26 protein-coding genes and 1 tRNA gene are annotated in these 26,900 nt (G+C 63.3%); 20 read left to right on the top strand and 7 right to left on the bottom strand.

The genetic code is table 11. The features are described 5' to 3' along the window. Window positions 1–329: 329 nt before the first annotated feature. From fabD to ACVOL0_RS14570, 14 genes are all read left to right on the top strand, one after another. On the top strand, window positions 330–1,274 hold the full coding sequence (fabD, locus tag ACVOL0_RS14635) for an ACP S-malonyltransferase (RefSeq protein ID WP_481549727.1): 945 nt from the start codon (window positions 330–332) through the stop codon (window positions 1,272–1,274). Window positions 1,275–1,359: 85 nt separating this feature from the next. Continuing rightward, window positions 1,360–2,103 (top strand): 3-oxoacyl-ACP reductase FabG, encoded by a 744-nt coding sequence (fabG, locus tag ACVOL0_RS14630; protein WP_296253912.1) that lies wholly within the window; start codon window positions 1,360–1,362, stop codon window positions 2,101–2,103. Window positions 2,104–2,254: 151 nt separating this feature from the next. Next, window positions 2,255–2,494 (top strand): acyl carrier protein, encoded by a 240-nt coding sequence (gene acpP, locus ACVOL0_RS14625; RefSeq protein WP_054659808.1) that lies wholly within the window; start codon window positions 2,255–2,257, stop codon window positions 2,492–2,494. Window positions 2,495–2,617: 123 nt separating this feature from the next. Continuing rightward, window positions 2,618–3,880 (top strand): beta-ketoacyl-ACP synthase II, encoded by a 1,263-nt coding sequence (gene fabF, locus ACVOL0_RS14620; protein ID WP_481549726.1) that lies wholly within the window; start codon window positions 2,618–2,620, stop codon window positions 3,878–3,880. Between the two features lie 194 nt (window positions 3,881–4,074). Further along, window positions 4,075–5,427 (top strand): aminodeoxychorismate synthase component I, encoded by a 1,353-nt coding sequence (locus ACVOL0_RS14615; protein WP_481549725.1) that lies wholly within the window; start codon window positions 4,075–4,077, stop codon window positions 5,425–5,427. Window positions 5,428–5,499: 72 nt separating this feature from the next. Then, complete coding sequence (gene mltG, locus ACVOL0_RS14610; RefSeq protein ID WP_481549724.1) at window positions 5,500–6,558, top strand: endolytic transglycosylase MltG; 1,059 nt, start codon at window positions 5,500–5,502, stop codon at window positions 6,556–6,558. A 34-nt stretch (window positions 6,559–6,592) separates the two neighbouring features. Next, on the top strand, window positions 6,593–7,552 hold the full coding sequence (locus ACVOL0_RS14605) for a DNA polymerase III subunit delta' (protein WP_481549723.1): 960 nt from the start codon (window positions 6,593–6,595) through the stop codon (window positions 7,550–7,552). After that, window positions 7,549–7,902, top strand: coding sequence for a PilZ domain-containing protein (locus ACVOL0_RS14600; protein ID WP_303749123.1), 354 nt, complete (start codon window positions 7,549–7,551; stop codon window positions 7,900–7,902). Before ACVOL0_RS14605 ends, ACVOL0_RS14600 begins: the two co-directional genes overlap by 4 nt. A 63-nt stretch (window positions 7,903–7,965) precedes the next feature. Continuing rightward, window positions 7,966–8,040: transfer RNA gene (locus ACVOL0_RS14595), tRNA-Val, on the top strand. 228 nt (window positions 8,041–8,268) lie between these two features. After that, window positions 8,269–10,398: a DEAD/DEAH box helicase gene (locus ACVOL0_RS14590; protein ID WP_481549722.1), complete on the top strand. Its 2,130-nt coding sequence runs from the start codon at window positions 8,269–8,271 to the stop codon at window positions 10,396–10,398. Then, the gene (locus ACVOL0_RS14585) at window positions 10,395–11,057 is read left to right on the top strand and encodes a DUF2290 domain-containing protein (protein WP_481549721.1); all 663 of its coding nucleotides are present in this window, start codon (window positions 10,395–10,397) and stop codon (window positions 11,055–11,057) included. The genes ACVOL0_RS14590 and ACVOL0_RS14585 overlap by 4 nt, the downstream gene beginning before the upstream one ends. Window positions 11,058–11,242: 185 nt before the next feature. After that, a complete protein-coding gene (locus ACVOL0_RS14580; RefSeq protein ID WP_481549720.1) occupies window positions 11,243–11,647 on the top strand; it encodes a hypothetical protein in 405 nt (134 codons plus the stop codon). A gap of 449 nt (window positions 11,648–12,096) precedes the next feature. Further along, a complete protein-coding gene (locus tag ACVOL0_RS14575; RefSeq protein ID WP_481549729.1) occupies window positions 12,097–13,086 on the top strand; it encodes an Lnb N-terminal periplasmic domain-containing protein in 990 nt (329 codons plus the stop codon). After that, on the top strand, window positions 13,083–15,044 hold the full coding sequence (locus ACVOL0_RS14570) for an esterase/lipase family protein (RefSeq protein WP_481549719.1): 1,962 nt from the start codon (window positions 13,083–13,085) through the stop codon (window positions 15,042–15,044). The genes ACVOL0_RS14575 and ACVOL0_RS14570 overlap by 4 nt, the downstream gene beginning before the upstream one ends. Window positions 15,045–15,135: 91 nt before the next feature. Here ACVOL0_RS14570 and ACVOL0_RS14565 read toward each other — a convergent pair whose 3' ends face one another. Then, window positions 15,136–16,497 carry an MFS transporter gene (locus ACVOL0_RS14565; protein ID WP_481549718.1) on the bottom strand — a complete coding sequence of 454 codons (1,362 nt, stop codon included), beginning with the start codon at window positions 16,495–16,497 and terminating at the stop codon, window positions 15,136–15,138. A gap of 71 nt (window positions 16,498–16,568) precedes the next feature. Between ACVOL0_RS14565 and soxR the strand changes: the two genes are divergently transcribed. Beyond that, window positions 16,569–17,003 carry a redox-sensitive transcriptional activator SoxR gene (soxR, locus tag ACVOL0_RS14560; protein WP_481549717.1) on the top strand — a complete coding sequence of 145 codons (435 nt, stop codon included), beginning with the start codon at window positions 16,569–16,571 and terminating at the stop codon, window positions 17,001–17,003. Between the two features lie 91 nt (window positions 17,004–17,094). Here soxR and ACVOL0_RS14555 read toward each other — a convergent pair whose 3' ends face one another. The 5 genes from ACVOL0_RS14555 to ACVOL0_RS14535 all read right to left on the bottom strand — a co-directional run bounded on the left by ACVOL0_RS14555 (window position 17,095) and on the right by ACVOL0_RS14535 (window position 21,422). Further along, on the bottom strand, window positions 17,095–17,502 hold the full coding sequence (locus tag ACVOL0_RS14555; protein WP_481549716.1) for a hypothetical protein: 408 nt from the start codon (window positions 17,500–17,502) through the stop codon (window positions 17,095–17,097). Between the two features lie 82 nt (window positions 17,503–17,584). Then, complete coding sequence (locus tag ACVOL0_RS14550) at window positions 17,585–18,985, bottom strand: phosphatase domain-containing putative toxin (RefSeq protein WP_481549715.1); 1,401 nt, start codon at window positions 18,983–18,985, stop codon at window positions 17,585–17,587. Window positions 18,986–19,257: 272 nt separating this feature from the next. After that, window positions 19,258–19,719 (bottom strand): DUF4426 domain-containing protein, encoded by a 462-nt coding sequence (locus ACVOL0_RS14545; protein WP_481549714.1) that lies wholly within the window; start codon window positions 19,717–19,719, stop codon window positions 19,258–19,260. A 175-nt stretch (window positions 19,720–19,894) separates the two neighbouring features. After that, window positions 19,895–20,740 (bottom strand): pyrroline-5-carboxylate reductase, encoded by an 846-nt coding sequence (proC, locus tag ACVOL0_RS14540; RefSeq protein WP_481549713.1) that lies wholly within the window; start codon window positions 20,738–20,740, stop codon window positions 19,895–19,897. A 19-nt stretch (window positions 20,741–20,759) separates the two neighbouring features. After that, window positions 20,760–21,422: a YggS family pyridoxal phosphate-dependent enzyme gene (locus ACVOL0_RS14535; RefSeq protein ID WP_481549728.1), complete on the bottom strand. Its 663-nt coding sequence runs from the start codon at window positions 21,420–21,422 to the stop codon at window positions 20,760–20,762. Window positions 21,423–21,518: 96 nt separating this feature from the next. On the opposite strand from ACVOL0_RS14535, the gene ACVOL0_RS14530 reads away from it, so the two are divergent. Together ACVOL0_RS14530 and ACVOL0_RS14525 are read left to right on the top strand one after the other, a co-directional pair. After that, window positions 21,519–22,556 carry a type IV pilus twitching motility protein PilT gene (locus ACVOL0_RS14530; protein ID WP_481549712.1) on the top strand — a complete coding sequence of 346 codons (1,038 nt, stop codon included), beginning with the start codon at window positions 21,519–21,521 and terminating at the stop codon, window positions 22,554–22,556. Window positions 22,557–22,668: 112 nt separating this feature from the next. Beyond that, complete coding sequence (locus ACVOL0_RS14525) at window positions 22,669–23,799, top strand: PilT/PilU family type 4a pilus ATPase (RefSeq protein WP_282268502.1); 1,131 nt, start codon at window positions 22,669–22,671, stop codon at window positions 23,797–23,799. Between the two features lie 266 nt (window positions 23,800–24,065). Here the strand turns inward: ACVOL0_RS14525 and ACVOL0_RS14520 are convergent, their stop codons facing one another. After that, the gene (locus ACVOL0_RS14520; protein ID WP_481549711.1) at window positions 24,066–24,608 is read right to left on the bottom strand and encodes a DNA-3-methyladenine glycosylase I; all 543 of its coding nucleotides are present in this window, start codon (window positions 24,606–24,608) and stop codon (window positions 24,066–24,068) included. Between the two features lie 77 nt (window positions 24,609–24,685). On the opposite strand from ACVOL0_RS14520, the gene ACVOL0_RS14515 reads away from it, so the two are divergent. Genes ACVOL0_RS14515 through ACVOL0_RS14505 form a run of 3 tightly spaced genes read left to right on the top strand, consistent with a single transcriptional unit; the run spans window position 24,686 to window position 26,680 of the window. Then, complete coding sequence (locus tag ACVOL0_RS14515; protein ID WP_481549710.1) at window positions 24,686–25,252, top strand: YqgE/AlgH family protein; 567 nt, start codon at window positions 24,686–24,688, stop codon at window positions 25,250–25,252. Beyond that, a complete protein-coding gene (gene ruvX / locus ACVOL0_RS14510; protein ID WP_296251643.1) occupies window positions 25,245–25,712 on the top strand; it encodes a Holliday junction resolvase RuvX in 468 nt (155 codons plus the stop codon). The genes ACVOL0_RS14515 and ruvX overlap by 8 nt, the downstream gene beginning before the upstream one ends. Window positions 25,713–25,729: 17 nt before the next feature. Continuing rightward, window positions 25,730–26,680 carry an aspartate carbamoyltransferase catalytic subunit gene (locus ACVOL0_RS14505; RefSeq protein ID WP_481546262.1) on the top strand — a complete coding sequence of 317 codons (951 nt, stop codon included), beginning with the start codon at window positions 25,730–25,732 and terminating at the stop codon, window positions 26,678–26,680. The last annotated feature ends 220 nt before the right edge of the window (window positions 26,681–26,900 follow it).

Raw genomic sequence — 26,900 nt, 5'->3', positions numbered from 1 at the left:
CCCCCTGCCCCCGCGGGCCGCTGGTCCCCGTTCCCCCGCCCCCGCGCCCCCCCCCCCGGGCCGCCCCGCCCGCCCCCCCCCCCCCCCCCCCCCCCCCCCCCCCCCCCCCCACTACAGGCATCCCTGCATCTGCGCGAGCAGTGTGCATCGCCCCCTCCCTTTGCCGCAGGCAAGGGGAGGGTTGGGGAGGGGTGCTTCGCGCTGTTGATTCATCAGCTTCGCGGCTTACGCCGCTCCTACAAGACAATGCCTGCATACGCGCCAGTACAGACGGGCGGGCGCTTTCGCGCTTATTATTCCGGCCTTCGATTGAAGCAGCAGAAGACCGCGTGACAGACTCCCGACTCGCTTTCGTATTCCCCGGCCAGGGCTCGCAATCCATTGGGATGTTGGCCGAACTGGCTGAACTGCATCCGCAGATCCGTGACACCTTTGCCGAGGCCTCCGAAGGCGCGGGCGTCGATCTGTGGGCGCTGTCGCAGGGCGGCCCGGAAGAGCAGCTCAATCGCACCGAATTCACCCAGCCGGCGCTGCTGGCCGCCAGCATCGCGGTATGGCGCCTGTGGAATGCACAGGGCGGCGCACAGCCGGCGGTTCTTGCTGGTCACAGCCTTGGCGAATACACCGCGCTGGTCGCTGCTGGTGCTCTTACGCTGCACGACGGCGCACACTTGGTGCGTCTGCGCGGACAGTTGATGCAGGACGCCGCCCCGACCGGTGTTGGCGCGATGGCCGCCGTACTCGGCGCCGAAGATGCGCTGGTGCTGGACGTCTGCGCCGAGGCTGCTGGCAGCCAGGTGGTGGTGCCGGCCAATTTCAATTCGCCCGGCCAGATCGTGATCGGCGGCGACGCTGCCGCAGTCGACCGCGCCTTGGCGCTGTTGGCCGAGAAGGGCGTGCGCAAGGCGGTGAAGCTGGCCGTCAGCGTGCCGTCGCACACGCCGCTGATGCGCGAAGCCGCCAATCGTCTGGAAGCCGTGATGAATGGCCTGGCATGGCAGCAGCCGGCCTTGCCGGTGGTGCAGAACGTTGACGCACAGGTGCATGACGGCGTGGACGCCATCCGTCAGGCACTGGTGCAGCAGCTGTACCAGCCGGTGCAGTGGACCGGTTGCGTGCAGGCGCTGGCCGCACGTGGTGTCAGCCGCGTCGCCGAATGCGGCCCGGGCAAGGTGCTGACCGGTCTGGTCAAGCGCATCGACAAGAACATCGAAGGGCGTTCGCTCGCCACCCCGGCAGACTTTGCCGGTGCGCTGGAAGAGTGGGCCAACTGAGCAAGCGATCGTCGCGCGGGCGTAGTCTGCGCATGGTCATGATGGGCGCTGCGCGTGCGCGGTGCCATGCATACAAGGAACAGATATGAGCAAGCCATTGCAGGGTGAAATCGCGCTGGTCACCGGCGCAAGCCGCGGTATCGGTGCTGCCATTGCCGACGAATTGGCCGCGCTGGGAGCGACCGTCATCGGCACCGCCACCACCGACAACGGCGCCGCCGCCATCGGTACGCGTCTGGCCGCGGTCGGCGGCCACGGCCGCGCACTGAACGTGACCGAGCCGGGCGCGGTGGATGCGCTGATCGACGCGGTGAGCAAGGAATTCGGCGCCATCACCATCTTGGTCAACAACGCCGGCATCACCCGCGACAATCTGCTGATGCGCATGAAGGACGAGGACTGGCAGGCCATCCTCGACACCAACCTGACCAGCGTTTACCGCACCTCCAAGGCGGTGATGCGCGGCATGATGAAGGCGCGCAAGGGCCGCATCATCAACATCGCTTCGGTCATCGGCGTCACCGGCAATGCCGGCCAGGCCAACTATGCCGCCGCCAAGGCTGGCATCATTGCGTTCTCCAAGTCGCTGGCCAAGGAAATCGGCAGCCGCGGCGTGACCGTCAACGTGGTCGCACCGGGCTTCATCGACACGGACATGACCAAGGATCTGCCCGAGGACGCCAAGTCGGCGATGCTCGGCCAGGTCGCGCTGGGCCGCCTCGGCGAGCCCGCAGACATCGCCAAGGCGGTGGCGTTCCTGGCCGGTCCGTCGGCCAGTTACATCACCGGCGAAACCCTTCACGTGAACGGCGGTTTGTACATGCCGTAAGCGTGGCGTGCAGGGAATGCACCCAAGTGGTTGATTGTCGCGGCTTTTTTGTTCAGAAACACCGCCGCGACGGTTTCCACTACACTATCCCACGGCCAGCCCTGGGGGCTGGCGTCTTTTGAACCACTACTCCATCTGGAGCGATATCCTAATGAGCACCATCGAAGAACGCGTCAAGAAGATTGTTGTTGAGCAGCTTGGCGTCAAGGAAGAAGAAGTCACCACCAGCGCATCGTTCGTCGATGACCTGGGCGCAGACTCGCTGGACACCGTCGAGCTGGTGATGGCGCTGGAAGAAGAGTTCGAGTGCGAAATCCCGGACGAAGAAGCTGAGAAGATCGGCACCGTCCAGGCTGCCATCGACTACGTCAAGGCACACGTCAAGGCCTGATTCAGGTCTGACAAGGCGCGGTCGGCAAGCCTGTCTGCCGCGTTGCAAACCCATGGGGCCGCTGATGCGGCCCCGTGCTTTTAAGCTTGAATCTCCCCGCGTGCGGGGCCAGGAGAATCCGCAATGAGTCGTCGCGTAGTTGTTACCGGCATGGGCATGGTGTCGCCGCTGGGCAATGATCTGGCCAGCAGCTGGGAAGGCATCATCAACGGCCGTTCGGGCATCGGCCCGCTGACGAATGTTGCAGATAACTATCTGGAACGTTTCACCACCAAGATTGCAGGTGAGGTCAAGGATTTCGACATCACCGCCGACAACCCCCTGTTCGGCAAGTATCGGGTCAGTGGCAAGGATGCCAAGAAGATGGACCCGTTCATCCATTACGGCCTGGGTGCCGCCTTCATGGCGCTGCACGACTCCGGCCTGGAAATCACCGACGCCAACGCTGAGCGCATTGGCGCCATCGTCGGTGCCGGCATCGGCGGCCTGCTCGGCATCGAAGAGCAGACCATCGAGTTCCACGAAGGCAAGAAGATCTCGCCGTTCTACGTGCCCAAGACCATCATCAATATGTTGCCGGGCCAGCTGAGCATCATTGCCGGGCTGAAGGGCCCGTCGTTCTCGGCAGTGTCGGCCTGCGCCACGTCCAACCATTCCATCGGTACGGCGATGCGCATGATCCAGTACGGCGACGCCGACGTGATGGTTGCCGGTGGCGCCGAGCGTGGCTCCTCGCCGACCGCATTGGGCGGCTTCTGCGCGATGAAGGCCATGTCCACCCGCAACGACGACCCGACCAAGGCCTCGCGTCCGTGGGACCAGGGCCGTGACGGCTTCGTGCTGGGCGACGGTGCCGGCATCCTGATCCTGGAAGAATACGAGCACGCCAAGGCACGCGGCGCAAAGATCTACTGCGAGCTGGCCGGCTTCGGCGCAAGCTCCGACGCGTACCACATGACCGCACCGAGCGAGAACGGCGAAGGCGCCGCCCGCTGCATGGTTGCGGCGATGAAGGACGCAGGCGTGACTCCGGAGCAGGTGGGCTACCTCAACGCACACGGCACCTCCACGCCGCTGGGTGACCTGGGCGAGACCATGGCGATGAAGACCGCCTTCGGCGAGCACGCCTACAAGATGCTGGTCAGCTCGACCAAGTCGATGACCGGCCACCTGTTGGGTGCAGCGGGCGGCGTGGAAGCGATCTTCTCGGTGATGGCGTTGAACACCGGCATCATCCCGCCGACGATCAACCTGGAAAACCCGAGCGAAGGCTGCGACCTGGACTACGTACCGAACGTGGCCCGCAAGGCCGACGTGGACGTGGTGATGTCGAACGGCTTCGGCTTCGGCGGCACCAACGGCACGCTGGTGTTCAAGCGGATTTAACCGCTTCAAGCCCCTCTCCCCCCGGGAGAGGGGTTGGGGTGAGGGTAAGGCCGAAGCAGCAATGGTGAACGGCCAGCTGGTCTCCAGCTCTTGGCAGCCAACTACTGTCAGCCACCCGCACCCTCATCCGCCCCTTCGGGGCACCTTCTCCCGGCGGGAGAAGGGTTTGCTCCCCCTGACATTCCGGGCCCACGATGCACATCCTTCCCCTGCACGCCGACACCGACCTGCTGGCGCTGCATCGGCTCGCACCGCATCGCTATCCGGTTCTGCTTGAATCCACCGCCGCCGGCAAGCTCGGCCAGTGGGACATGCTGCTGATCGCCAACGGCAGCCAACTCCTGCTCAAGCCCGACGGCAGCCTGCAACGGGAAGACGGCAGCGCAGTCGAAGGCGATTTCCTCTCCGCACTCGACCGCGACTGGCAGGCCCTGCGCCAAGCCCGCAATCCAATGGAAGCGGACATCCCGTTCCGCGGTGGCTGGGCATTGCTGCTCGATTACGAACTCGCGCAACAGATCGAACCCATCCTGCAGCTGCCACAGCGCAGTGACGGTCTGCCAACCGCATTGGCATTGCGTTGCCCGGCAGCAGTACTGCGCGAGCGCGACAGCGGCCGCTGCATCGCCATCGCCGAAGACGACGCCGCAGATCTGCTCGGCCAGCTCCAGCACGATCAAACCGAGGTCGCACAGCTATCGCCCTTGCCGCAGTGGAACGGCCCCAGCGCCATCAACGAAGACGCCGGCGAACGCTTCACCGATGGCGTACACAAGGTCATCGACTACCTGCATGCCGGCGACGTCTTTCAGGTAAACCTGTCGCGCCGCTGGCAGGCCCAGTTCGACGCGCTACTCGCACCCGAAGCGCTGTACGCGCGCCTGCGCACCGCCAACCCCGCACCCTTCGCTGGCCTGTTCACGGCCGCTGGCCGCGCCGTGGTCAGTTCCTCGCCGGAGCGGCTGGTCTCGGTCAGTGGCGATGTGGTGCAGACCCGTCCTATCGCCGGCACCCGCCCGCGCTTCGCGGGCGACGACGATGCCGCCCGCATCCAGGAACTGGTCGGCCATCCCAAGGAACGCGCCGAGCACGTGATGCTGATCGACCTGGAGCGCAATGACCTGGGCCGCATCGCCGCACCCGGCAGCGTCGAGGTCGATGAACTGATGATCGTGGAGAGCTACGCCCACGTGCACCACATCGTCAGCAACGTGCGCGCGCGCCTGCGCCCGGAAGTCACCCCGGGTGAAGTGATCGCAGCCACGTTCCCTGGCGGCACCATCACTGGCTGCCCCAAGGTGCGCTGCATGGAGATCATCGCCGAGCTGGAACAGACCGCTCGCGGTGCCTATACCGGCGCCTTCGGCTGGCTGAACCGCGATGGCGACATGGACCTGAACATCCTGATCCGCACCGCGGAAGTGCAGGGCAGCACTGCCAGCTTCCGCACCGGCGCCGGCATCGTGGTGGATTCGGTGGCCGACAAGGAACTGGACGAAACTCGGGCCAAGGCGCGCGGGCTGTTGCGTGCGCTCGATCCACAATGATGAACGCCGTTTTGGCTGGCGTTGCCGCCAGCGCGGTATCCTGCGCATCCACTATTTGAAGACGGGGTGACCATGGCGGGTGCCAAGCGCGGATGTCTGTTGGTGCTGGCGGTGTTGTTGCTGCTGGTCGCCTTGGCAGGCGCAGGTGCGGCCTGGTTGTGGCAGCGGCAGGGCAGCTTTGCCGATGCGCAGCTGACCCCGTCCGAGCAGAGCGTCAGCATCGCCTCCGGTGATTCGCTCAACAGCGTGCTGCGCAAGCTGCGCGCGGCCGGCGTCGATGAAGGCGACGACCTGCAATGGCAGCTGCTGGCCCGCCAGCTCGACGCCGCCGGCAAGCTGAAGATCGGCGAATACGCCCTCGACCCGACACTCACACCGCGCCAGCTGCTGTTGAACATGCGCCAGGGCAAGGTGCTGCAATACCGCGTCACCATCGTCGAAGGCTGGAACATCCGCCAGCTGCGTGCGGCCCTGGCGCGCGCACAGCCGCTGCAGCACGAAACCACCGACCTGTCCGACACCGAGCTGATGGCCAAGCTCGGCTTTGCCGACCAGCACCCGGAAGGCCGCTTCCTGCCGGAAACCTATATCTACCAGCGCGGCGACAGCGACGTGGACGTGCTCAAGCGCGCCCACGCGGCGATGGAGAAAGAACTGGCCGCCGCCTGGGCCGAGCGCAGCGACGACCTGCCGCTGAAGTCGCCTTACGAACTGCTGATCCTGGCCTCCATCATCGAGAAGGAAACCGGCCTGGCCAGCGAGCGCCCGCAGATTGCCGGTGTGTTCGCGCGCCGCCTGAAGATGGGCATGCGCCTGCAAACCGACCCGACCGTGATCTACGGCATCGGCAGCGCCTACGACGGCAATATCCGCAAGGTGCACCTGACCACCGACACGCCGTACAACACCTATACCCGCGCCGGCCTCACGCCGACGCCGATCGCCATGCCTGGCCGCGACGCACTGCATGCCGCCGCCAAACCGGCGCCGGGCGATGCGCTGTACTTCGTCGCGGTCGGCGATGGCAGTGGCGCGCATGTGTTCTCCGCGTCCTATACCGATCACAACAGCGCCGTGGCCGAGTACTTGAAGCGGCTACGCGCCAAGCGCAGCGAGGCCGCAGCGCAATGAACGGCATGACCCGAATGATGTACAGGATGTCCCGATGAGCGAAGCACTGGCCCCTTGGCAGCAGCGCGTCTATGACCAGACCGTGGCTGCGCTGGACGTGGGCCGGCTCGGCCACGGCCTGTTGCTGTGCGGCCCGGCCGGCATGGGCAAGCGCGCGGTGGCGATGCGGCTGGCTGCGCATGTGCTCAACCACGGTGAGGACGCTGCGGCACGCCAGCGCAACGCCCAGTTGATCGCCGCCGGCACCCACCCGGACTTGCAGTTCACCAGCTTCATCCCCAACAAGACCGGCGACAAGCTGCGCACCGAGATCGTCATCGAGCAGGTGCGCGAGATCTCGCAGAAGCTGGCACTGACCCCGCATTACGGTGTGGCCCAGGTGGTCATCGTCGATCCGGCTGACGCCATCAACCGCGCTGCCTGCAATGCCTTGCTGAAGACGCTGGAAGAGCCGTCGCCGGGCCGCTACCTTTGGCTGCTCAGCGCTGACCCGGCGCGCCTGCCGCAGACCATCCGCAGCCGCTGCCAGCGCCTGGAGTTCCGCATGCCGCCGCGTGAGGAAGCTATGGCCTGGCTGCAGTCGCGCGGCTATACCGAAGGCGTGGCGCGTGAAGCGCTGGACGCCACCCGCGGCCACCCGGCATTGGCCGACCAGTGGCTGCAAGGCGAGGGCATGGCCCTGCGCCGGCAGGTCGCCAGCGAGCTGGATCAGCTGCTGGCCGGCAAACTGGGCAGCGTCGAGCTGGCCCAGCGTTGGACCGGCGACGACAACGCCGACCTGCGCCTGCGCCACGCCGCCGACCTGGCACTGAAGAAAGCGGCCGACGGCTTGACCGATCCGGCCCGATTGAACAAGCTGGCCGCCTGGTTTGATGCCGCCAATCGCACCCGCGACCTGCTGCGCACCACAATCCGCGCCGACCTGGCCGTGGTGGAGCTGCTGCTGGCATGGGGCGCGGCCAACCAAGTGCAATCCAAGGGGACTATTCGATGAGTGCGACGAACGCCCGCCAGGGCATCCTTTCGCTGGCGGTAAAGGACAAGGCAGCGCTGTACGGCGCCTACATGCCGTTCGTGAAGAACGGTGGCGTCTTCGTGCCCACGCCCAAGCGTTACTTCCTCGGCGACGAGGTGTTCCTGCTGCTGACCCTGCCAGACTCCAGCGAGCGCCTGCCGGTAGCGGGCAAGGTGGTCTGGGTCACCCCGCTGGGCGCGCAGGGCAACCGCCAGGCCGGCATCGGCGTGCAGCTGGCCGATGGCGTCGACGGCGAGGCCATCCGCAACAAGATCGAGACCCTGCTGGCCGGCACTTCCAGCTCGGACAAGCCGACGCAGACGATGTGAAATCGTGTGAAGAAAGATGTTGACGTGCTCGCTCAGCCCCCTATAATGAGCGGCTCGCAACACGGGCGGTTAGCTCAGCGGTAGAGCATTGCCTTCACACGGCAAGGGTCACAGGTTCGATCCCTGTACCGCCCACCATAAAATTTTGAGTGTTGCAGACAAAACCGGCGAAAGCCGGTTTTTTCGTAACTGCAGGGTAACAGCTGGCTCTGCATTCTTCCCACTTCGGGGGGGGTAAATCCCGAGCGCGATGCACCAAGTCTCCTCGGTTCGTGCGCGTAAAGATCTCAGTCAGAGGGTTCGTTTCGCCAAAGACTTCTGGTTGCCCCCTGCGTTACGCTTACTTCAAAGAATAAGGGGTGGTGCGTGATCGAAGTCATCTGGGGTACGTCGCAGGAAAAGCCGATTTCATCGCGATCACTCGCCGAGGATCTCGCGCGCGATCCCGCAATTGATGGATATCTGTATCTTGGCTACCCGGTGATTGGAACGCCCACCGGCCCGCTGAAATTGGATGGACTCTTGGTTTCGCCGCAACTCGGACTCATAGCCTTCGATTTGGTCGAGGGAATGGAGATTGGGGACTATAGGGCTCGTCAAGACGAGATCGCGTCAATGCTGGAGGTGCGGCTCAAACCGTACCCGGGGCTCAAAACGGGGCGGTCGCTGAAATTTGATATCCAAGTAGTCACCTACTGTCCTGCCAAGCAAAACGTACCGGATTCAGAACCGCCTTATTTTGTCGCGGCGCAGAACAACCTGCTGCAGCTAGTGTGCACCTTTGATTGGAACAACACGGTTGAGGTCTACAAGAATCTCGTAGGCGCGATCCAAGTAGTCACCACAATCCGAGCCGGAAAACAGAAGAGAGATCCAAAAAAGCAGGACTCTCGCGGCGCGAGGCTGAAGCGGGTCGAAGACTCAATTGCTAACCTGGATCAGCATCAGTCTCAGGCGGTCATCGAGACCGTGGAAGGTGTTCAGCGCATTCGAGGTTTGGCGGGTTCCGGCAAGACTATCGTCTTGGCGCTGAAGGTTGCGTACTTGCATGCACAAAATCCGACCTGGCGAATCGGTGTGACGTTTAACACCAGGTCGCTGAAAGAGCAGTTCAAAAGGCTGATTAATAGTTTCACAATTGAACAGACGGGTGCAGAGCCCGACTGGGATTGCATCGAAATCATCAATGCTTGGGGCGGTCCTGGCGACAAAGAACGTGACGGCGTGTATCACAAGTTCTGCCGCGCGAACGGAGTTCCGTACTACGATTTTGGGTTGGCGAAATCGAAGTTCGGTGAGCAGAAGGAGTTCTCGGGCGTCTGTGCCGAGGCGCTCGCTACGGTGAAAGATCCTGTGGCGTTGTTCGACATGGTATTGATCGACGAGGCACAGGATCTTCCCGTGGAGTTCTTGCGGCTTTGCTTCGTTTCCCTTCCGCCTCCACACCGGCTTGTATATGCGTACGATGAGTTGCAATCGCTGACGGGTTCAGCAGTACCTCCCGCTGAAGAGCTTTTCGGGCTCGGGGCTGACGGACGGCCACTCGTTCGACTGAATGTTGAAGAGGGTGGTCCCAGACAGGACATCATCCTTGAAAAGTGCTATCGCAACTCACGGCCATTGCTTGCCACCGCCCATGCCTTGGGCTTTGGGGTTTATCGGAAAAAGGGACTTGTTCAAATCTTCGACGAAGATAGCCTTTGGACTGATGTTGGGTACGTGGTCGAGGATGGTGCGCTTGAGCCCGGGCAATGGGTAACGCTCGCTCGTACCGCGGCGACTTCGCCGGAATTTCTGGAAAACCACTCTCCGATTGATGATCTGATCCAGTTCCACAAGTTTGATAGCTCAGCGGATCAAACTGCGTGGTTGGTCGATGCCATCAAGAATGACATTGTCGAGCAGGAACTGCGTCCAGAAGACGTGGTTGTGATCAATCCGAATCCCCTCACGACGAAGCGGGAGGTGGCCGCCTCCAGGAATCTTCTGTTCTCCAGTGGCATTAATAGTGAGCTAGCGGGCGTAAGTACCGCAGCCGACGTTTTTAGTCGCACAGGTGCTGTGACATTCACAGGCGTGTTTCGAGCGAAGGGGAACGAAGCCGGAATGGTTTACATCATCAATGCACAAGACTGTGCCTCGGGATGGGATCAAACTGCAACCGCTCTCGGTCGCAACCGCCTTTTTACGGCTATCACACGTTCCAAGGCGTGGGTACGCGTGCTCGGACTCGGCCCGAACATGGATGCGCTGATTGAAGAGTGGAACGAGCTTCAAAGAAACGAGTACAAGCTGAACTTCCTTTATCCCACTGAGGAAGATAAACAGCAGTTGAGAATTATCCACAAGGTTGCTGAAGGAAGAGGCAAGCTCCGGAGGCGAGGCCTCAAGCAGCAACGAGAGCAGCTTTTGCAGGCGGTCCAGCGAGGAGAGATTGATCCTGACCAACTGATCATTGAGTTGGAAGCACTGAAAGCCACGGGTAAGCGTCAATGACTCCGGGCTCTGTGCGAGCCCAGATCGAAGATTCCCTGAGCAGGCTTATTTTGGCAAGCCTGGCGGTCAAGCAGTTCCCTCCGTCGGTTAGAACGGACCGGGGCGGCGCGACGCAGATTAGCCGACCGCAGAGCAGCGCTTTGGCTTTGAGGGACGTTAGTTACGACGATGTTTATCAGGATCTGCTTTCTAACGAGGCGTATGACGTAAAAATGGTTGATGGGGGGCTTCTCATCTTCCAGTACCGATTTGACGGTGCCTCTATCCTGATGCGCCACAGGCTTGCTTACTTTCCCAGTCCGATCCTGCCGACTATTGATGAGGCCCCTGCTTTGTATGAAGAGGATGAGCTATACGGAGATATCATTGCGCGTCGGCTCGTTCGTTTTCCGATTCGATTCGACTACGCCCCGGCGGACCACGTTGAAGGACTTCATCCTTCTTCACACCTAACGCTTGGGCAATATGAAGGGTGCCGAATTCCGGTGGCCGGGCCATTAGGGCCTTCCGCATTTGTCAATTTCATCGTGCGGAACTTCTACTCTCGAGCCTACATGCGCCACAAGAATAAGTTCGACCGAAACCCTCCAGCCCTAGAGCGCGCTGAAACGATTTCTGTTCTAGAGCGCCGGATGTGCCATTTTGTGCATTCGAAATGACCGCGCGAATGCGCGTCATCGCAGGGCCAGACCTCGCCAGAACGTGATGAAAACAGGGGGCAGAGGTGAAAACTGGGAAACAGGGGTCAGAGTCAGTTTTTTGCTAGCGGAGGCTCCTGTATTGAGGTTTGATGGCGCCTTGTTTTATTTGGGCATGCGCATTTGTGAACACTCCCGGCCAAATGATGGCCATCTCAATCAAGAAGATCCTGCTGCCAGAGATCCGCCGGCTTGGGTTCGGTGGTAGCGGTGTAGCCAACTTCGTTCGCGCCAATGAAGTTCACCGCGACTTCCTGTCGATTCAATACTGGATGTATGGCGGCAGCTTCATCCTGGAGTTCAGCCGCGTTCCGGAGACTCGGGTTGACCCTGATTCGGGAGAAGTGCCGAAGAGGGTGTTCGAGACGGATCCACTGCTTAGAAAGCGCTTGATTGATACGGAACAGCACAAGGACTTCCGTGGATTTTCGTTCAAGGGCTTCGGCAGCGAGCAAAGCCAGTACGACCAGTTGGCGGCTTCGGTTGTGGCGTTGTTGCCGCAGGTTGAGGCTTGGCTGGAGAGCGGGATTGAAGGGCCGAATATTCACTGAGATCCGGTCGCACCTGCCGGTTCTATTGGCAGGCTTTACTGCTTGAAGTCTATTGGCTGCTTCAGGCCGTTGTGTAGCCCGGGTAAGCACCGCGCACCCGGGAGGTTGGGGTCTTTGGGTGTTTAAGGTTGCTTGCGGACGGCCCCGGGTGCGCGGTGCTTACCCGGGTTACCTAAATGCCGGGCTACTGTGGCTATCCGACTGTTCCTTTGGCCGGCCCGTATAAATGAACGGCTTTGCGCTTCAACCGGCTTTTTAACCGTTTCACTCCGCTTTCCGCGCCCGGCAGGCTATCTTTGCCGCGGGTCGCTGGCGACCCATTCATTTCGTGGTGGTTCCGGCCTGGCGCGGTGCGCTTCCGGGGCTGTTGGGTCTTTCAGGAGAGTGAAGTGGCAAATGTTGGGAAGCGGCGTCTGGGCAGTGTTGTGCGTGGCGTCGGTCGGGTGCTGTTGGCGTTGCTGTGTCTGTGCATCGGTATCTGGGGCGGGTTCGCGCTGTGGTACCAGTTCCCCGGCAATGTGGTGGCCAAGGTCGTGGCGGTCCTGGTGTGGTGTGTGCCCAGCATCTGGGCGATCCGGGCGGGCTTTGGGCCGCTGCGGCGTTGGCATTCGCTGGCGGTGTTCGGTGCCTTGTTCGCGGTGATGCTGATCTGGTGGGCGACGATCGACCCGCAGCAGGACCGGGCCTGGGCCGATGACGTGGCGCAGCCGCTGCATGCGCGTATAGAAGGCGACCGCCTGCTGATCGACAACGTGCGCAACTTCCATTGGCGCACCGAGACCGACTACGACGTGCGTTGGGAAGCGCGCGAGTACGATCTGTCGCAGGTGCAGTCGGTGGACATGATCCTGTCCTATTGGATGGGCCCGGCGATTGCTCATACGCTGGTGTCGTTTGGGTTCGCCGATGGTCGCCAACTGGTGTTCTCGCTGGAGATCCGCAAGGAGCAGGGCGAGTCGTTCTCGGCGCTGGGCGGGTTCTTCCGCAAGTTCGAGGCGGTGCTGGTGGCCTCGGATGAGCGCGACATCGTGCTGACGCGCAGCAACGTGCGCGGCGAGGATGTCTATCTGTACCGCCTGCATGGGCTGAGCCCGGACAAGATGCGCGAGCTGCTGCGTTTGTACGTGGACCGTGCGCAGCAGCTGGAACAGGCGCCGCGCTTCTACAACACGCTGACCAGCAACTGCACCACGGTGGTGTTCGAGCTGATGCGCCGCATCCAGCCCAAGCTGCCGCTGGACTACCGCCTGCTGGCCTCCGGTTACCTGGCCGAGTACGCCGCCGACGTCGGTGGGCTGACCCCGGGCGTGCCGCTGGCGACTCTGCAACAATCGGGGCGTATAACGCTGCGGGCGCGCGAAGCGGGCGATGTGGCTGATTTCTCTTCCCGGATACGCGCAGGTGTACCCGGCATTCCCGCACCAGGAACCAACCCATGACCCAACCCCCGCAGACATGGATACGCCGGTTGTTGCCGGTAGTCGCGGTAATGGCGCTGCTGCTGTCCAGCGGTTGCGCGATGGTGAAGATGAAGTCGGTGAGCAATACCGACTACGTAATGCAGAAACGTGGCGACATCCTCAGCACCGGCAAGCTCAGTGCCTTGTCGCAGGAGTCGCTGTCGGTGATTGGCTTGACTGACAGTGATTGCAGCAAGGACCTGCCCGCTTGCCGGCAGACGGTCACCACCAATGACGGCCTGCAGTCCGAGCAGCGCCTGTCCACGCTGGCTGAGCTGTGGATGCAGGAGGCCTTGGCGCTCACCCCCAAGGCCAAGGGCAATGAGCCCATCGAGTTGCCGGCGGCGGCCTTGAATGCCTGGCTGGAAACCGCGCGCTATTCCTATCTGTACCTGTTCTTCAGCGGTCGCAGCCCGGCGCAGCGCGCCTTGGAAGACCGGCTGACCCAGGTGCGGGATTACTACAACTACGCCAATGAGCAGGCCGCCTCGGTGGTGTTCCAGCGTACCCGCGCGCGGGCCTTGGAAGGCGAGGACATCAACCTGCCGGTGCAGGTGGATGACTGGACCATCAGTTCGCAGTTCGACGGGCTCAAGCTGCAAGGTGTGCCCAAGCAACTGGTAGCGGCGTCGTCGGTGAGCTTTGCCGGCCTGCGCAGCTCGTATCGCCGCGATGGCTTTGGTGCCGAGCTGGTGGCGATGATGGAAGCACCAACGCTGGCGCAGGCGCTGGAAGTGGAGGAGCGCAACCAGCAGCTGCCGGTCTACAGCGAGATGCCGGCGATCAATGCCACCGCTGTGCTGAACTTCAGCGGCAACTCCTTGGAAGAGGTACTGGCTACCCGCCATGTGCAGCTGCAGGCCTATTCGCCCGACCTCACCAGCATCCAGATGCATGGCCAGGAAGTGCCATTGGCAGCCAATTTCACCGCCGCGTATGGCCTGTGGCTTGCCCAGTCCGGGTTCGCCACCGAATCGCTGCGCACCTTGTTTGGCCGTGGCGTCGGCATCCGCGAGCCGCATATCTACCTGATGCAGCCCTACGATCCAAACAAGCGCATCATCTTCATGCTGCACGGCCTGGCCAGCAGCCCGGAGGCCTGGGTGAACCTGGCCAACGAGATCATGGGCGACGAGGAGATGCGTGAGCATTACCAGGTATGGTCGGTGTATTACCCGACCAATGCGCCGATCGCCTTGAACCGCTACACCATCAGCAAGGCCTTCAACAGCACGCTGCATCACTTCGACCCCAAGGGCACCGCACCGGCATCGCACGACATGGTGTTCATCGGCCACAGCATGGGCGGCGTTATCGCACGCTTGATGCTGAGTGACTCCGGCGAGGTGCTATGGGACAACACCCGCCAGCGCTACAACCTGCAAGGCGAGCGTTTGGCGCGGGTGGAAGCCAAGCTCGGGCCGGTGCTGCATTTCACTCCGCAGCCGAACGTGGAGCGGGCGATCTTCCTGGCTTCACCGCACAAGGGCACGGATGCCGCCGGCAATCGGCTAGGCCGTTTGATCGGCAGGCTGGTGCGCTTGCCGCTGACGATTCTTGGTGCCTTCGGTGACGCCTTCATGGCCTTGCAGGACCCGGGCGAAACCGATGGCAAGAAGCCCAAGGAACCGGTGATCACCAACAGCATCGAGAACCTGAAGGCCAGCGATCCCTTCATCGAGGCGTCCTCGGCGCTGCCGATCCAGCCGGGCCTGAAGTACCACTCCATCATCGCCAAACGCAAAGCCGAGGTGCCGACTGCGCAGTCCGACGATGGGCTGGTGCCGTACTGGAGCGCGCATCTGGATGGCGCGCTGTCGGAAAAGGTGATCGTGTCTGGCCACAGCGTGCAGGAAACGCCGGAAGCGGTGCTGGAAGTGCGCCGCATCCTGCGCAAGGACCTGCTTGAAGTGGAAGGTGTGGATGCCGCGCACTGAGCCTGTGCCGGGCTGCGATATGCAGCCCGCGTTGTTCCGCCGGATCAGATTGTTGAATGCTGGTTGATCGGCGTTGCTCGGCTGACGCAGTTCAACCTATCCGGCGCCCGACCACCGTCGCCAACGCCGCCAACAGCAGTGTCACCGCGAAGCACAGCAGATAACCACTGGTTTCATTGCCGCCAACGGTTGCAGCGAACAGCGAGCCGGAGATCGCCAGCGTCGAGGCGACGGCGATGCCTTCGCTCAGCTGCAGGGCCGAGCTGTTGGCACCTTGCTCGTGCGGCGCCGACAGCGACAAGGTCAGCACCGACAAGCTGGGGTAGATCAGGCCCATGCCCAGGCCGGTAAGCGCCCAGCCGGCAAGCGCCAGCATCAAGGGCACGCCCGGATACAGCGTGAGCACGGTGATCAGCAGGCCGGCCAGCATCAGCCAGGTGCCGGCCTGCAGCATGTGTGTGCGGCGCCAACCGAAGTGCTGGTGGCCTTGCATCCACGAGCCGGAGAACCAGCCCAGCGCGCCCAGGCTGAGCGCTGCGCCCGCCCACAGCGGCGACAGGTCGCGTTCGCGCTGCAGCAGCAGTGGCAGGAAGGCTTCAGCGCCAAAGAAGGCCGAGGCAGCGATGCCGCGCAAGGCAATCACGCTGGGCAGGCCGCGGCGCAGCAGCAGGCTGCCGCGTGGCAGCAGGTGACGCGCGCAGAAGATCAACGCGATCACTGCAACCATCATCACCGCCAATACCTGCATGCCTTGTAGCTGTCCGCCGACATACAGCAACAGCGCGGCCAGCGCCGTGCCTATCGCCCAGCGCACCACCGGCCGCTGCTCGACATCACGGCGGATGCTGGTGTGGGTGCTGCGCAAGGCCGGCAGCAGCAGCCATGCCGCCGGCAAGGCCAGCACCGGCACGATGAGGAAGACCCAACGCCAGCTCAGGTGCTGCACGATCAGTCCGCTCAAGCCAGGGCCGATCAGCGAGGGCACCACCCAGCCAGCGGAGAAAGCTGCGAACACCTTGGGGCGCAGCGCTTCCGGATAGGTGCGCGCCACCAGCACATACAGCGATACCGAAATCGCGCCGATGCCGACGCCCTGCAGCAGGCGGCCGATGATCAATACATCCATGCGCGGCGCCAGACCGGCCAGTAGCAGACCAACCAGGAAGCTGCCCAGGCCCAGCCACAATGGTCGCGCCGGGCCCTGCTGGTCGCACATGCGGCCGGCCAGGGTCATGCCGATCACGCTGGTGGCCAGTGCGCCGCCGAAGGCCAGCGCGTACAGGCGCAAACCATCCAATGCTTCAGCCACGCTGGGCATGGCGGCCGCTACGGCCAGCGCCTCGAAGGCGATCAGCGAGATCAGCGCGACCATGCCGAAGGTGGTGGCACGGTATTGAGGGGCGAGGATGGAGGTGCCAGCCGGCGGGGCTGAGGCGATGCTTGGGGAACTCATGATGCGACGCTGCTTGAGTTGCGGCTGGGGGGCGTGCAGCATCACACCTCAACCATGGTTGAGGTCAAGTGATGTCCACGCGGGAACTGAGTGTAGGGGAAGTGGCCCGGCGCAGCGGTGTTGCGGTGTCGGCCTTGCACTTCTATGAGCGCAAGGGGCTGATCCACAGCCAGCGCACCGCCGGCAACCAACGGCGCTTTCAGAGTGATGTGCTGCGACGGCTGGCGCTGATCCAGGCTGCACAGCGGGTGGGCATGCCGCTGCAGGTGGTGGCCGAGCGTCTGGCGGAATTGCCGGAAGGGCGCGCGCCGAGCAAGGCCGATTGGGCGAAGATGTCAGCGCGTTGGCGCAAGGAACTGGATGAGCGTATCGCCACGCTGCAGTTCATGCGTGACCAGCTCAGCGATTGCATCGGTTGCGGCTGTCTGTCGCTCAAGCGCTGCGGCCTGCTGAATCCGCAGGATGTGCTGGGGCAGCGCGGTGAGGGTCCGCAACGGGTCGGCTAGGTTTATACGATTGGGCCAGCAAGCTGCCGGGTATCTACTGGATACCCGGCAGCGCGTTGCAGTCAGGGTCACAGTGCGTGGCCCGGATGGATCAGATTTCCGCTTCGATCGATGGCATCGCCAGACGCGAGCGGGTCAGCACCATGCCGAGGTTGGCGGTGCGGCGGCAGACGAACACCATCACGTAATCCGGGTAGCGCTTGCCGCGCATGAAGACGTGGATCAGGTTTTCGCTGTTGACGATGATTTCCTGGAAGTAGTGCGCACCTTCCTGGTCTTCCAGGCCACGTGCGCGGCGGAACATCTGCTCGATGCTGCGGATGTTCGGGCCCTGGTACAGATCGGCGGTGGCGGCAGCGACCAGGTCCAGCACTTCGCGCGGGTGCGAATCCACGGTGCGTACCGACAGCAACATGCCGGAGCTGATATCGACGTAGCCGGCGGCCACGCATTCGGGGATGGAGGCAACGGATTGCTGCAGGGTGGTGTCCAGTGACATGGGGGAATCCTTGCGGAAGGGGGAAAAGAGGAAAAGCGATGCCCGCAGGCCGCAGTGCGGCCCGGCATCACTCAAGATTTGATCAATCGCAGGCGCGGATCAGCAGGTTTTCTTCCAGCGCATGCAGCAGGTCTTCCTGCTCCTGCGACTGCACGAAACCCGGGTCCAAGGTGCGCAGGCGGCGCAGTGCTTCATCGGCAGTGAGCCCTTCGCGGATCAACCAGCCGGCCAGCACCAGGCCGGTGCGGCCGAGGCCAGCCAGGCAGTGCACGGCGACGACTTCGCCTTCGCGCAACATCACTTCGATCTTGGCCAGCAGCAGCTTGGCCCACAACAGCGGCGGCGCGCCGCGGTCAGCGATGCCCAGGTGGTAGCTGCGCAGGCCGTAGGGTGCCAGCCGCTCGGCGGGCATCTCGCGTTCGGTGAGGTTGACCAGCACGGTCACGCCCATGCCGCGCAGCAACGCCAGATCGTGATCAATGGCGAATACCACGCCGGGCATGGGGCAGCCGGCGAGCTTGCCCGGCACCAGCCAATGGAAGCCGTTGGGGCCGCGCCGGGATGGCGTGGCGGACAGGCGGACCGGTGCGGGTGTCGGCATCGCTGCGGGGCGGCGAATGGAGGCTTCGACTACAGGCGTAGCAGGCTGGCTTGATATCGTTTCAAGGATGGCAATCGGTGCAGGTGCAACGACACCATCGGCCAGTTCCTCAGCGCGCGCATCCGGCGCCGGTACATGGCAGCTGCCGGTGCGCAGGAACTGCGCCAGCACCGGGTGTTGCCCGCTGTTGGCAAAGAACGCATCTACCGGTGCATCAACCTGCACCTTGCCGCCAGCCAGAAGGATTACCCGCGAAGCAATACGCCGGGCCTGGCCTTGATGGTGGAGGCTGACCAGACAGCAGTGATCCATCGCCAAGCGTTCTATCAGCGTGAGCACGGCTTCGGCCTCTGCCGGTTCCAGCTCGCTGGTGGGTTCATCGATCAGCAGCAGCGGGCTGCCGCTGAAGGCCGCCCGCAGGATGGCGACTTGTCGGGCCAGTCCCCGCGGAAGATCGATTACCCGCTGCTGCAGATGTGCGGCCACATCGGTAGCGCCCAGGGTTTGCAGGCGCGTGTCGATCTGTTCGCGCAATGCCTGTGGCTTGTTGCCGGCTTGCGGGCGCAGCGCGGCGCTCAGGTTCTCCAGTACGCTGAAGCCAAGTTCGCGCGCATGCTGTTGCACCAGTACAGGTGGCTGCGTTGCAGCTTGCAGCGGCGCGTCCTGGAACAGCAGGGTGCCCCAGCGCTCGCCGTGTGCGTTGGCCCGGCCAGACAGCGCCTGCAGCAGTGAAGACTTGCCGGTGCCGCCCGGGCCCATCAGCACCACGATGCCGGTGCCGCTGATGCTCAGATCAATGGACGCCAACACGGTGCGTTGGCCACGGCGCATGCCCCAGCCTTGCAGCTGCAGCAACGATGAAGGGGAGTTGTCAGCTGGCAAGGGACATCACTTTGTCCGACGCTGGCGGCATTTCTGCAGCGTGCGCGGAATTGGAAAGGCGGTCAGTATCGTTTGCATCACTTACATGTCAATTTGACTTTGCGACCTGCGCGGGCAAGGCACGGCAACACTGGTGGCAGCAAGGTGATGCCAGCAGCGTTGCCATATCGAGTTGATTGGGAAAGGAAATGCGCGCTTTTGCCGCGCTCGTTTCAAAGCGGAATACAGCGCTGAAACACCACGCAAGACGGTGCTTTTTGTTTCAGCGGGATTCAGAAATTTCGCTCGAAGCGAACGTTTCCCGCACCTGCGTCAGCGCTTATCTGCAGGTCCACGCGCAGTTGGTCGCGTGGATGCGCGTCGAGTACGCCGATCAGGTCGGTATAGGAACCGGTACGCACTGCACGCAAGTCAATCTGTTGGCGCTTGCCGGAGAGATCGGTGGCGATGGCTTGTACCTTGCCGTTGGCCGGAAGCTCTTCGCCCTGTTCCAGCTGTCGCAAGGCGACGACAAGCAGGGCGCGGTCGGCTTCGCGCTGCACCTGGTAGCTGCGGGCGACGGCGTCGTTCATGGCCAGCGTCGGCAGCAGGTTGTAGTGCACGCGCAGCTTGCCGAGGTCGGCGTGGCTGGGTTGCGATTGCTGGATGACGGCTGCCTGCGGGGCTTGTTGCGCGGAGCAGGCGGCGAGGGCCAGTAGCAGGGTGGAGGACAGCGTTAGGGCGAACCGGGGCATGGTGTTGGTGTCCTTGTGCTGTGGTGTTTGTTGTTGAGGCTGCGTTCTAAGTGCTTAAGAGCTGCAAGGCTTCGCCTTGCCCCCTCTCCCCAACCCCTCTCCCGCTAGGGGAGAGGGGCTAATAGAAACAGATATCTACGAGTGATCGAGCAGGCACGCGCGAAACAAGCGCAGATCAATCGTTCGCTGCAGACAGCTCTTTGCCTCGCTTGGCTGCCGCATCAATGGCCTTCGCGGTCAGCGCTTCAAAGCCGCCGGCCTGGAAGGTTTCGATGGCAGCCTGGGTTGTGCCGCCCGGCGAGGTGACGCGGCGGCGCAGTTCGGCTGGGGCTTCGCCGGCTTCGGTGAGCATGCGTGCAGCGCCGAGGATGGTATCCAGCACCAGCGTGCGCGCCGCATCGGCGGGCAGGCCTTGTTCGAGGGCCGCGGCTTCCATCGCCTCGGCCAGCAGGAAGACATAGGCCGGGCCGCTGCCGGAGACCGCGGTCACCGCGTCCATCCGTGCTTCGTCGTTGATCCAGACGGTGCGGCCGGCGCTGGCCAGTACCTGCTCGGTCTGCGCGCGCTGGGCGGCGGAGACGCGCGGGTTGGCGAACAGGCCGGTGACGCCGGCACCCAACAGGGCAGGGGTGTTGGGCATGGCGCGGACGATGGCCTGATCACCACCCAGCCAGCGTTCGAGCTGCGCGGCGGTGATGCCGGCGGCGATCGAGGTGACTACCGGTTGCTGGCTGGCGGCAATCGGGCTCAGCGCTTCGCAGACAGTGCGCATCACCTGCGGCTTGACCGCCATCAGCCATAGACCGGCATGAGCGGCGGCGGCTTCGGCGGCGTTGTAGGTATGCACGCCGAAGTCCTGCGCCAGCGCCTCACGCAGGGTGGCGACCGGCTCGGCCACGTGGATGCGGCTGGCGGCCATGCCGCGCCGCAGCAAGCCGGCGATCAGGCTGCGTGCCATGTTGCCGCCGCCGATGAAAGCGACATCGGTGTCGGGAAGGTCTGCGTGCGGGTTGCTGCTCATCAATCCAATCTCGCTGCGATCAAGGGGAAGGGCGTTGGCCGAACAAGGCGGTGCCGACCCGGACCATGCTCGAGCCGGCGGCGATGGCTTCGGCAAAGTCACTGCTCATGCCCATCGAAAGTGTATCGACCTGCGGGTACTGCGCGGCCAGGCTGGTAAACAAGGCCTGCATCCGTGCGAACGCGGCCTGGCGTCTGGCCACTTCCGGGAACGGCGCGGGGATTGCCATCAGGCCGCGCAGGCAGAGCCGGGGTTCGCTGGCGATGGCCTCGGCCAGCGCCGCTACCTGCTCCGGGGCGCAGCCATGTTTGCTGTCCTCATCGTCGATGTTGACCTGGATCAGCACATTGAGGGGGGGCAAAGCGGCCGGGCGGTACTTGGCCAGGGCGCCGACCAGCTTGGCCCGGTCCACCGTCTGCACCCAGTCGAAGACCTGTGCGGCCAGCTCGGCCTTGTTGGACTGCAGGTGGCCGATCAGATGCCACTCCAGGCCCAGTTCGCCCAGCTCGCCGATCTTCGCGGCAGCCTCCTGCACATAGTTTTCACCGAACGCGCGCTGTCCTTGGGCAGCCAGACCGGCCACCGCCGCAGCCGGCTGCAGCTTGGAAACGGCCAATAGACGGACTGGCCGGGAAGGGCTGGAAGCAGCGTCGATCTGCTGCCGGAGGGTGGCCAAAGACACGGTTTGCAAAGCATCTACCTCTTGCGTGGGAAGGCTTATACTGCCTGCCAGGGGAAACACCTTACATATACTCGCAACGCAGGGGACAGAGCGCGTATGGATATCGCTGAACTTTTGGCGTTCTCGGTCAAGAACAAGGCCTCGGACTTGCATCTTTCCGCGGGCCTGCCGCCGATGATCCGCGTGGACGGTGACGTCCGTCGCATCAACATCCCGGCCCTGGACCACAAACAAGTGCACGCGCTGGTGTACGACATCATGTCGGACAAGCAGCGGCGTGATTACGAAGAATTCCTCGAGGTCGATTTCTCGTTCGAGATTCCCTCGCTGGCGCGCTTCCGTGTCAACGCGTTCAATCAGAACCGTGGTGCTGGTGCGGTGTTCCGTACCATTCCCTCGGAAGTGCTGACGCTGGAAGACCTGGCCTGCCCGCCGATCTTCCGTGAGCTGATCGAGCAGCCGCAGGGCCTGATCCTGGTCACCGGCCCGACCGGTTCGGGCAAGTCGACCACGCTGGCGGCGATGATCGATCACATCAACAAGAACGAGTACGGTCACATCCTCACCGTCGAGGACCCGATCGAATTCGTGCACACCTCGCAGAAGTGCCTGATCAACCAACGCGAAGTGCACCGTGATACGCATGGCTTCAACGAAGCCCTGCGTTCTGCACTGCGTGAAGACCCGGACATCATCCTGGTCGGCGAATTGCGTGACCTGGAAACCATTCGTCTGGCATTGACCGCGGCAGAAACCGGTCACCTGGTGTTCGGCACCCTGCATACCAGCTCGGCGGCCAAGACCATCGACCGTATCATCGACGTGTTCCCGGCCGGCGAAAAGCCGATGGTGCGCTCGATGTTGTCCGAGTCGCTGCGTGCGGTGATTTCGCAGGCGCTGCTCAAGCGCGTGGGCGGTGGCCGTATTGCCTCGCACGAGATCATGGTGGCAACCCCGGCAATCCGTAACCTGATCCGCGAGGACAAGGTGGCGCAGATGTACTCGTCCATCCAGACCGGCCAGCAGGTGGGCATGCAGACGCTGGATCAGAACCTGCAGGACCTGGTCAAGCGCAGCTTGATCACGCGCAACCAGGCCAAGGAATACGCCAAGGACAAGCGTCTGTTCGAGTAATTCCAGGTTTCGGGATTGAAGATTCGGAATTCGGGATTCGCAAAAGCCGGAATCGACGGGGCGCAATGGGGTCATCCCACGCCCTGTCCCGGCTCTCCATCAGGAGCCAGACATGAGCACTATTGATTTCACCTCGTTCCTCAAGCTGATGGCGCACCAGAAGGCGTCTGATCTGTTCATCACCGCTGGCATGCCGCCGTCGATGAAGGTCAACGGCAAGCTGTCGCCGATCACCCAGACACCACTGACGGCGCAGCAAAGCCGCGACATGGTGCTCAACGTGATGACGCCGGCGCAGCGCGAGGAATTTGAGAAAACCCACGAATGCAACTTCGCCATCGGTGTATCCGGCGTGGGCCGCTTCCGTGTGAGCTGCTTCTACCAGCGCAACCAGGTAGGCATGGTGCTGCGTCGCATCGAGACGCGCATTCCCACCGTGGAAGAACTGAACCTGCCGCCGGTGATCAAGACGCTGGCGATGACCAAGCGCGGCATCATCCTGTTTGTCGGCGCTACCGGTACCGGCAAATCGACCTCGCTGGCGGCGATGATCGGTTACCGCAACCAGAACTCGACCGGCCACATCATCACCATCGAAGATCCGATCGAATTCGTGCACAAGCACGAAGGCTGCATCGTGACCCAACGCGAAGTCGGCATTGATACCGACAGCTGGGAGGCGGCGCTGAAGAACACCCTGCGACAGGCACCGGACGTGATCATGATCGGCGAAATCCGTACCCGCGAGGGCATGGATCACGCGGTGGCATTTGCAGAAACCGGCCACCTGGTGCTGGCCACGTTGCATGCCAACAACGCCAACCAGGCGATGGACCGCATCATCAACTTCTTCCCGGAAGACCGTCGCAATCAGCTGTTGATGGATCTGTCGCTGAACCTCAAGGGCGTGGTTGCACAGCAGCTGGTGCCGACCCCGGACGGCAAGAGCCGCCGCGTGGCGATGGAAATCCTGCTGGGCACGCCGCTGGTGCAGGACTACATCCGCGATGGTGAAGTGCACAAGCTCAAGGAAGTGATGCGCGACTCCGTGCAGTTGGGCATGAAGACTTTCGACCAGAGCCTGTTCGAGCTGTACCAGGCCGGCGAGATCAGCTACGACGACGCCTTGCGTTATGCCGACTCGCAGAACGAAGTGCGCCTGCGCATCAAGCTGTCGCAGGGCGGCGACGCCAAGACCTTGTCGCAGGGTCTGGATGGCGTGGAGATTGCCGAGGTTCGCTGAGTCTGGCGGGTTTGGTTGTTTGAAAAGCCGCTCCTTTTGGGGCGGTTTTTTGTTGGGGGGCAAGATCAAGAGCACCCCTCCCGAACCCTCCCCTTCGCTACGCGAAAGGGAGGGGCCAAAGCCGAGCAAGAGCGGGGCAAGGCCAAAGCGGGAAGCCGCTCTTCCCCCTCCCTTTCGCGTAGCGAAGGGGAGGGCTGGGGAGGGGGGCTTCTGCTCTTTGCCTATGCCTCAAGCTCTCGCGAATCCGCAATCCGCAATCCCAAATCTCAGCCCTGTCGCCCCATCCAAGCTGGCCCAGTTGCCGCAATCTTCACCATCACCGGGCAATCCTCCCGGTGCGCCCCGGGCAGATAGCCCAGGCTCATCAAAAATTCCCCGGTGATCTCGCCGCCGGTAAACCGGAAGGTCTTCTTGAACAGCTTCACCCAGTCCGCCTTGGGCAGCGGGTGGTGTGCATCCAGCCATTCGGCAAAGCCGCCATGCGACGCGCGCAGTCCCTGGATCACCTGCGCGTTGTGGATCGCCGCTGCCACCTTGAGTCGGTTGCGGATGATGCCGGCGTCAGCCAGCAGGCGGGCGATATCCGCCTCGCCATAAGCCGCCACTGCGTCCACGTCGAAGCCGCTGTAGGCGCTGCGGAAACCTTCGCGCTTGCGCAGGATGGTTTCCCAGCTCAAACCGGCCTGGTTGATCTCCAGCAGCAGGCGCTCGAAGAGCTCGCGTTCATCCCGCTGCGGAAAGCCATACTCGTTCGCGTGGTACGGCCCGTGCACAGGGTGGCCCGGGGCGAAATCACAGTAGTAGGTCATGGGCGTCTCCGCGTTAAGGAAGTGCCGATTATCGCCCCTGCAAAGCGTCAGGCAGCCGCAGCCGGTAGAATGCGGACATGTCTGCGCTGTCACCGCCTCTTTCCAATCACCTGCTGGTGGCTTTGCCATCGCTGGTCGACCCCCAGTTTGCGCGTAGCGTGGCCCTGATCTGCCAGCACGACGAAAACGGCGCCATGGGCGTCGTGGTCAACCAGCTCTCCGATTTCACGCTGGGCGATGTGTTCGCGCAGATGGCCATCGATACCGACGATGGCGACCTGCGCGCCGTGCCGGTGCTCAATGGCGGGCCGGTACACACTGAGCGCGGTTTCGTGATCCATGACGACGCCCGCGAATGGGATTCCAGCCTGAAGGTGGGCGATGGCCTCTATCTGACCACGTCCCGCGATATCCTCGAAGCCATGGCCCGTGGCGAAGGTCCGCGCAATGTGCTGGTCACGCTCGGCTGTGCCGGCTGGAGTGAAGGTCAGCTGGAGCAGGAACTGGCGGAGAACAGCTGGCTGACCGTGCCCGCCGACGCTGCCGTGCTGTTCGAAACGCCTCTGGACGAGCGCTGGCAGTTGGCCGGCGCGCGCATCGGCGTTGATCTGTTCCTGGTCACCGGATACAGCGGTCGTGCTTGAGTCCAACACACTTTCAACCAGCAGCACGGTACTGGGCTTCGATGTTGGCTCGCGCCGCATTGGCGTTGCCATTGGCAGCTCGCTGGGCGTCGGCGCGCGTGCGATCGCGGTCGTCGATGTGCATGGCAATGGCCCGGACTGGAACGCGCTGGACAAGCTGCACAAGGAATGGCGGCCGCAAGGCATGATCGTCGGCGATCCGCTCACCCTGGAAGGCGAAGACCAGCCCAACCGCAAGCGCGCGCATGCCTTTGCCCGGCAGCTGCAGCAGCGCTACAAGGTGCCGGTATTGCTGGTGGATGAGCGTTCCAGCTCGGTCGAGGCCGCGCAACGCTTCGCCGTGGAGCGCGCCGAGGGCCGCAAGCGCCGCCGCGATGCCGCCAACCTCGACGCCGTTGCCGCCGCCGTCATCATCGAGCGCTGGTTGTCGGCGCCGCACGAAGCCACCCCTATTTCCTGACTGTCGAAGACCCTGCCATGACCGCTTCGCAACTTGATGCCCAAGGACGCCTGCGCCACCTGCTGACCCTGGATGGGTTGCCGCGGGAAACCCTGCTGCAGCTGCTCGACCGTGCTGGCCAGATCCGCGATGCCGCGGTTGGCCGGATCAACAACAAGCGCGCGGTGCTGGCCGGTACCGGCGTCTGCACCCTGTTCTTCGAGCCCTCCACCCGCACGCGCAGCTCCTTCCAGCTGGCGGCGCAGCGGCTGGGTGCCGATGTATTGAATTTCGATGCGTCCACGTCATCCGCGCGCAAGGGCGAGACCGCCTGCGACACGCTGAAGAATCTGGAGGCGATGGGCGTGCGTGGTTTCATCGTGCGCCACCCGGATGATGGTGCGGTGGCCGAACTGGCCGGCGTGGCTGGCGAAGGTACCGCGCTGATCAATGCCGGCGATGGCCGCAGCGCGCACCCGACCCAGGGCCTGCTCGACATGCTGACCCTGCGCCAGGCCAAGGGCAGCGATTTCTCCAAGCTGAAAGTGGTGATCGTCGGCGACGTGAAGCATTCACGCGTTGCGCGTACCGATCTGCAGGCGATGCGCACCCTGGGCGTGGGCGAGATCCGCGTCTGCGGTCCGCAATCGCTGCTGCCGGAGGATGGAATCCTTGATGGCTGCGTGGTCGGCCATGATTTCGACGCAATGCTGGAAGGCGTGGATGCGCTGATGATGCTGCGCCTGCAGCGCGAGCGCATGGAAGAAGGCCTGGTGCCGTCGCTGGAGCAGTACCACGCGCAGTACGGCCTCAACAGCGAGCGCCTGAAGCGCGCCGCCAAGGACGCAGCGGTACTGCACCCGGGCCCGATCAACCGCGGCGTGGAAGTCACCGACGAAGTGGCCGATGGCCCGCAGTCGTGGGTGCTGCGTCAGGTCGCCAACGGCGTTGCCGTGCGCATGGCGGTGCTGGAAACCCTGTTGGGTTGATCGCAGCTGGCGATGCCGCTTGTCTCCCTCCCTTGCGCCGAAGGCGGAGGGGAGGGCTGGGGAGGGGTTGGCTTTTGAGCCTTTCAAGCATTGCCAGCTTCGCGGCTTACGCCGCTCCCACAACAGCAGTTTGGGATGGCTGGTGAATTCCTACTGTAGAGCCGAGCCATGCTCGGCTGGGGGGGGACCGGGAAACCCGCAGCCGCGCAATGCGGGGCAC

This window comes from Stenotrophomonas sp. STEN021 (genome assembly GCF_056760175.1).
The sequence above is the reverse complement of the archived record's forward strand: the minus strand, read 5'-3'. Positions and strand labels throughout refer to the sequence as shown.

Coding starts and splice junctions, on each gene's coding strand:
- ACVOL0_RS14570 (WP_481549719.1), top strand. CDS start 13,083: ATGACCCAACCCCCGCAGACATGGATACGCCGGTTGTTGCCGGTAGTC.
- mltG (WP_481549724.1), top strand. CDS start 5,500: ATGGCGGGTGCCAAGCGCGGATGTCTGTTGGTGCTGGCGGTGTTGTTG.
- proC (WP_481549713.1), bottom strand. CDS start 20,740: ATGAGCAGCAACCCGCACGCAGACCTTCCCGACACCGATGTCGCTTTC.
- ACVOL0_RS14520 (WP_481549711.1), bottom strand. CDS start 24,608: ATGACCTACTACTGTGATTTCGCCCCGGGCCACCCTGTGCACGGGCCG.
- soxR (WP_481549717.1), top strand. CDS start 16,569: ATGTCCACGCGGGAACTGAGTGTAGGGGAAGTGGCCCGGCGCAGCGGT.
- ACVOL0_RS14580 (WP_481549720.1), top strand. CDS start 11,243: ATGGCCATCTCAATCAAGAAGATCCTGCTGCCAGAGATCCGCCGGCTT.
- ACVOL0_RS14545 (WP_481549714.1), bottom strand. CDS start 19,719: ATGCCCCGGTTCGCCCTAACGCTGTCCTCCACCCTGCTACTGGCCCTC.
- ACVOL0_RS14615 (WP_481549725.1), top strand. CDS start 4,075: ATGCACATCCTTCCCCTGCACGCCGACACCGACCTGCTGGCGCTGCAT.
- ACVOL0_RS14515 (WP_481549710.1), top strand. CDS start 24,686: ATGTCTGCGCTGTCACCGCCTCTTTCCAATCACCTGCTGGTGGCTTTG.
- fabF (WP_481549726.1), top strand. CDS start 2,618: ATGAGTCGTCGCGTAGTTGTTACCGGCATGGGCATGGTGTCGCCGCTG.
- ACVOL0_RS14605 (WP_481549723.1), top strand. CDS start 6,593: ATGAGCGAAGCACTGGCCCCTTGGCAGCAGCGCGTCTATGACCAGACC.
- ACVOL0_RS14555 (WP_481549716.1), bottom strand. CDS start 17,502: ATGTCACTGGACACCACCCTGCAGCAATCCGTTGCCTCCATCCCCGAA.
- ACVOL0_RS14525 (WP_282268502.1), top strand. CDS start 22,669: ATGAGCACTATTGATTTCACCTCGTTCCTCAAGCTGATGGCGCACCAG.
- ACVOL0_RS14505 (WP_481546262.1), top strand. CDS start 25,730: ATGACCGCTTCGCAACTTGATGCCCAAGGACGCCTGCGCCACCTGCTG.
- ACVOL0_RS14530 (WP_481549712.1), top strand. CDS start 21,519: ATGGATATCGCTGAACTTTTGGCGTTCTCGGTCAAGAACAAGGCCTCG.
- acpP (WP_054659808.1), top strand. CDS start 2,255: ATGAGCACCATCGAAGAACGCGTCAAGAAGATTGTTGTTGAGCAGCTT.
- fabG (WP_296253912.1), top strand. CDS start 1,360: ATGAGCAAGCCATTGCAGGGTGAAATCGCGCTGGTCACCGGCGCAAGC.
- ACVOL0_RS14600 (WP_303749123.1), top strand. CDS start 7,549: ATGAGTGCGACGAACGCCCGCCAGGGCATCCTTTCGCTGGCGGTAAAG.
- ACVOL0_RS14565 (WP_481549718.1), bottom strand. CDS start 16,497: ATGAGTTCCCCAAGCATCGCCTCAGCCCCGCCGGCTGGCACCTCCATC.
- ACVOL0_RS14585 (WP_481549721.1), top strand. CDS start 10,395: ATGACTCCGGGCTCTGTGCGAGCCCAGATCGAAGATTCCCTGAGCAGG.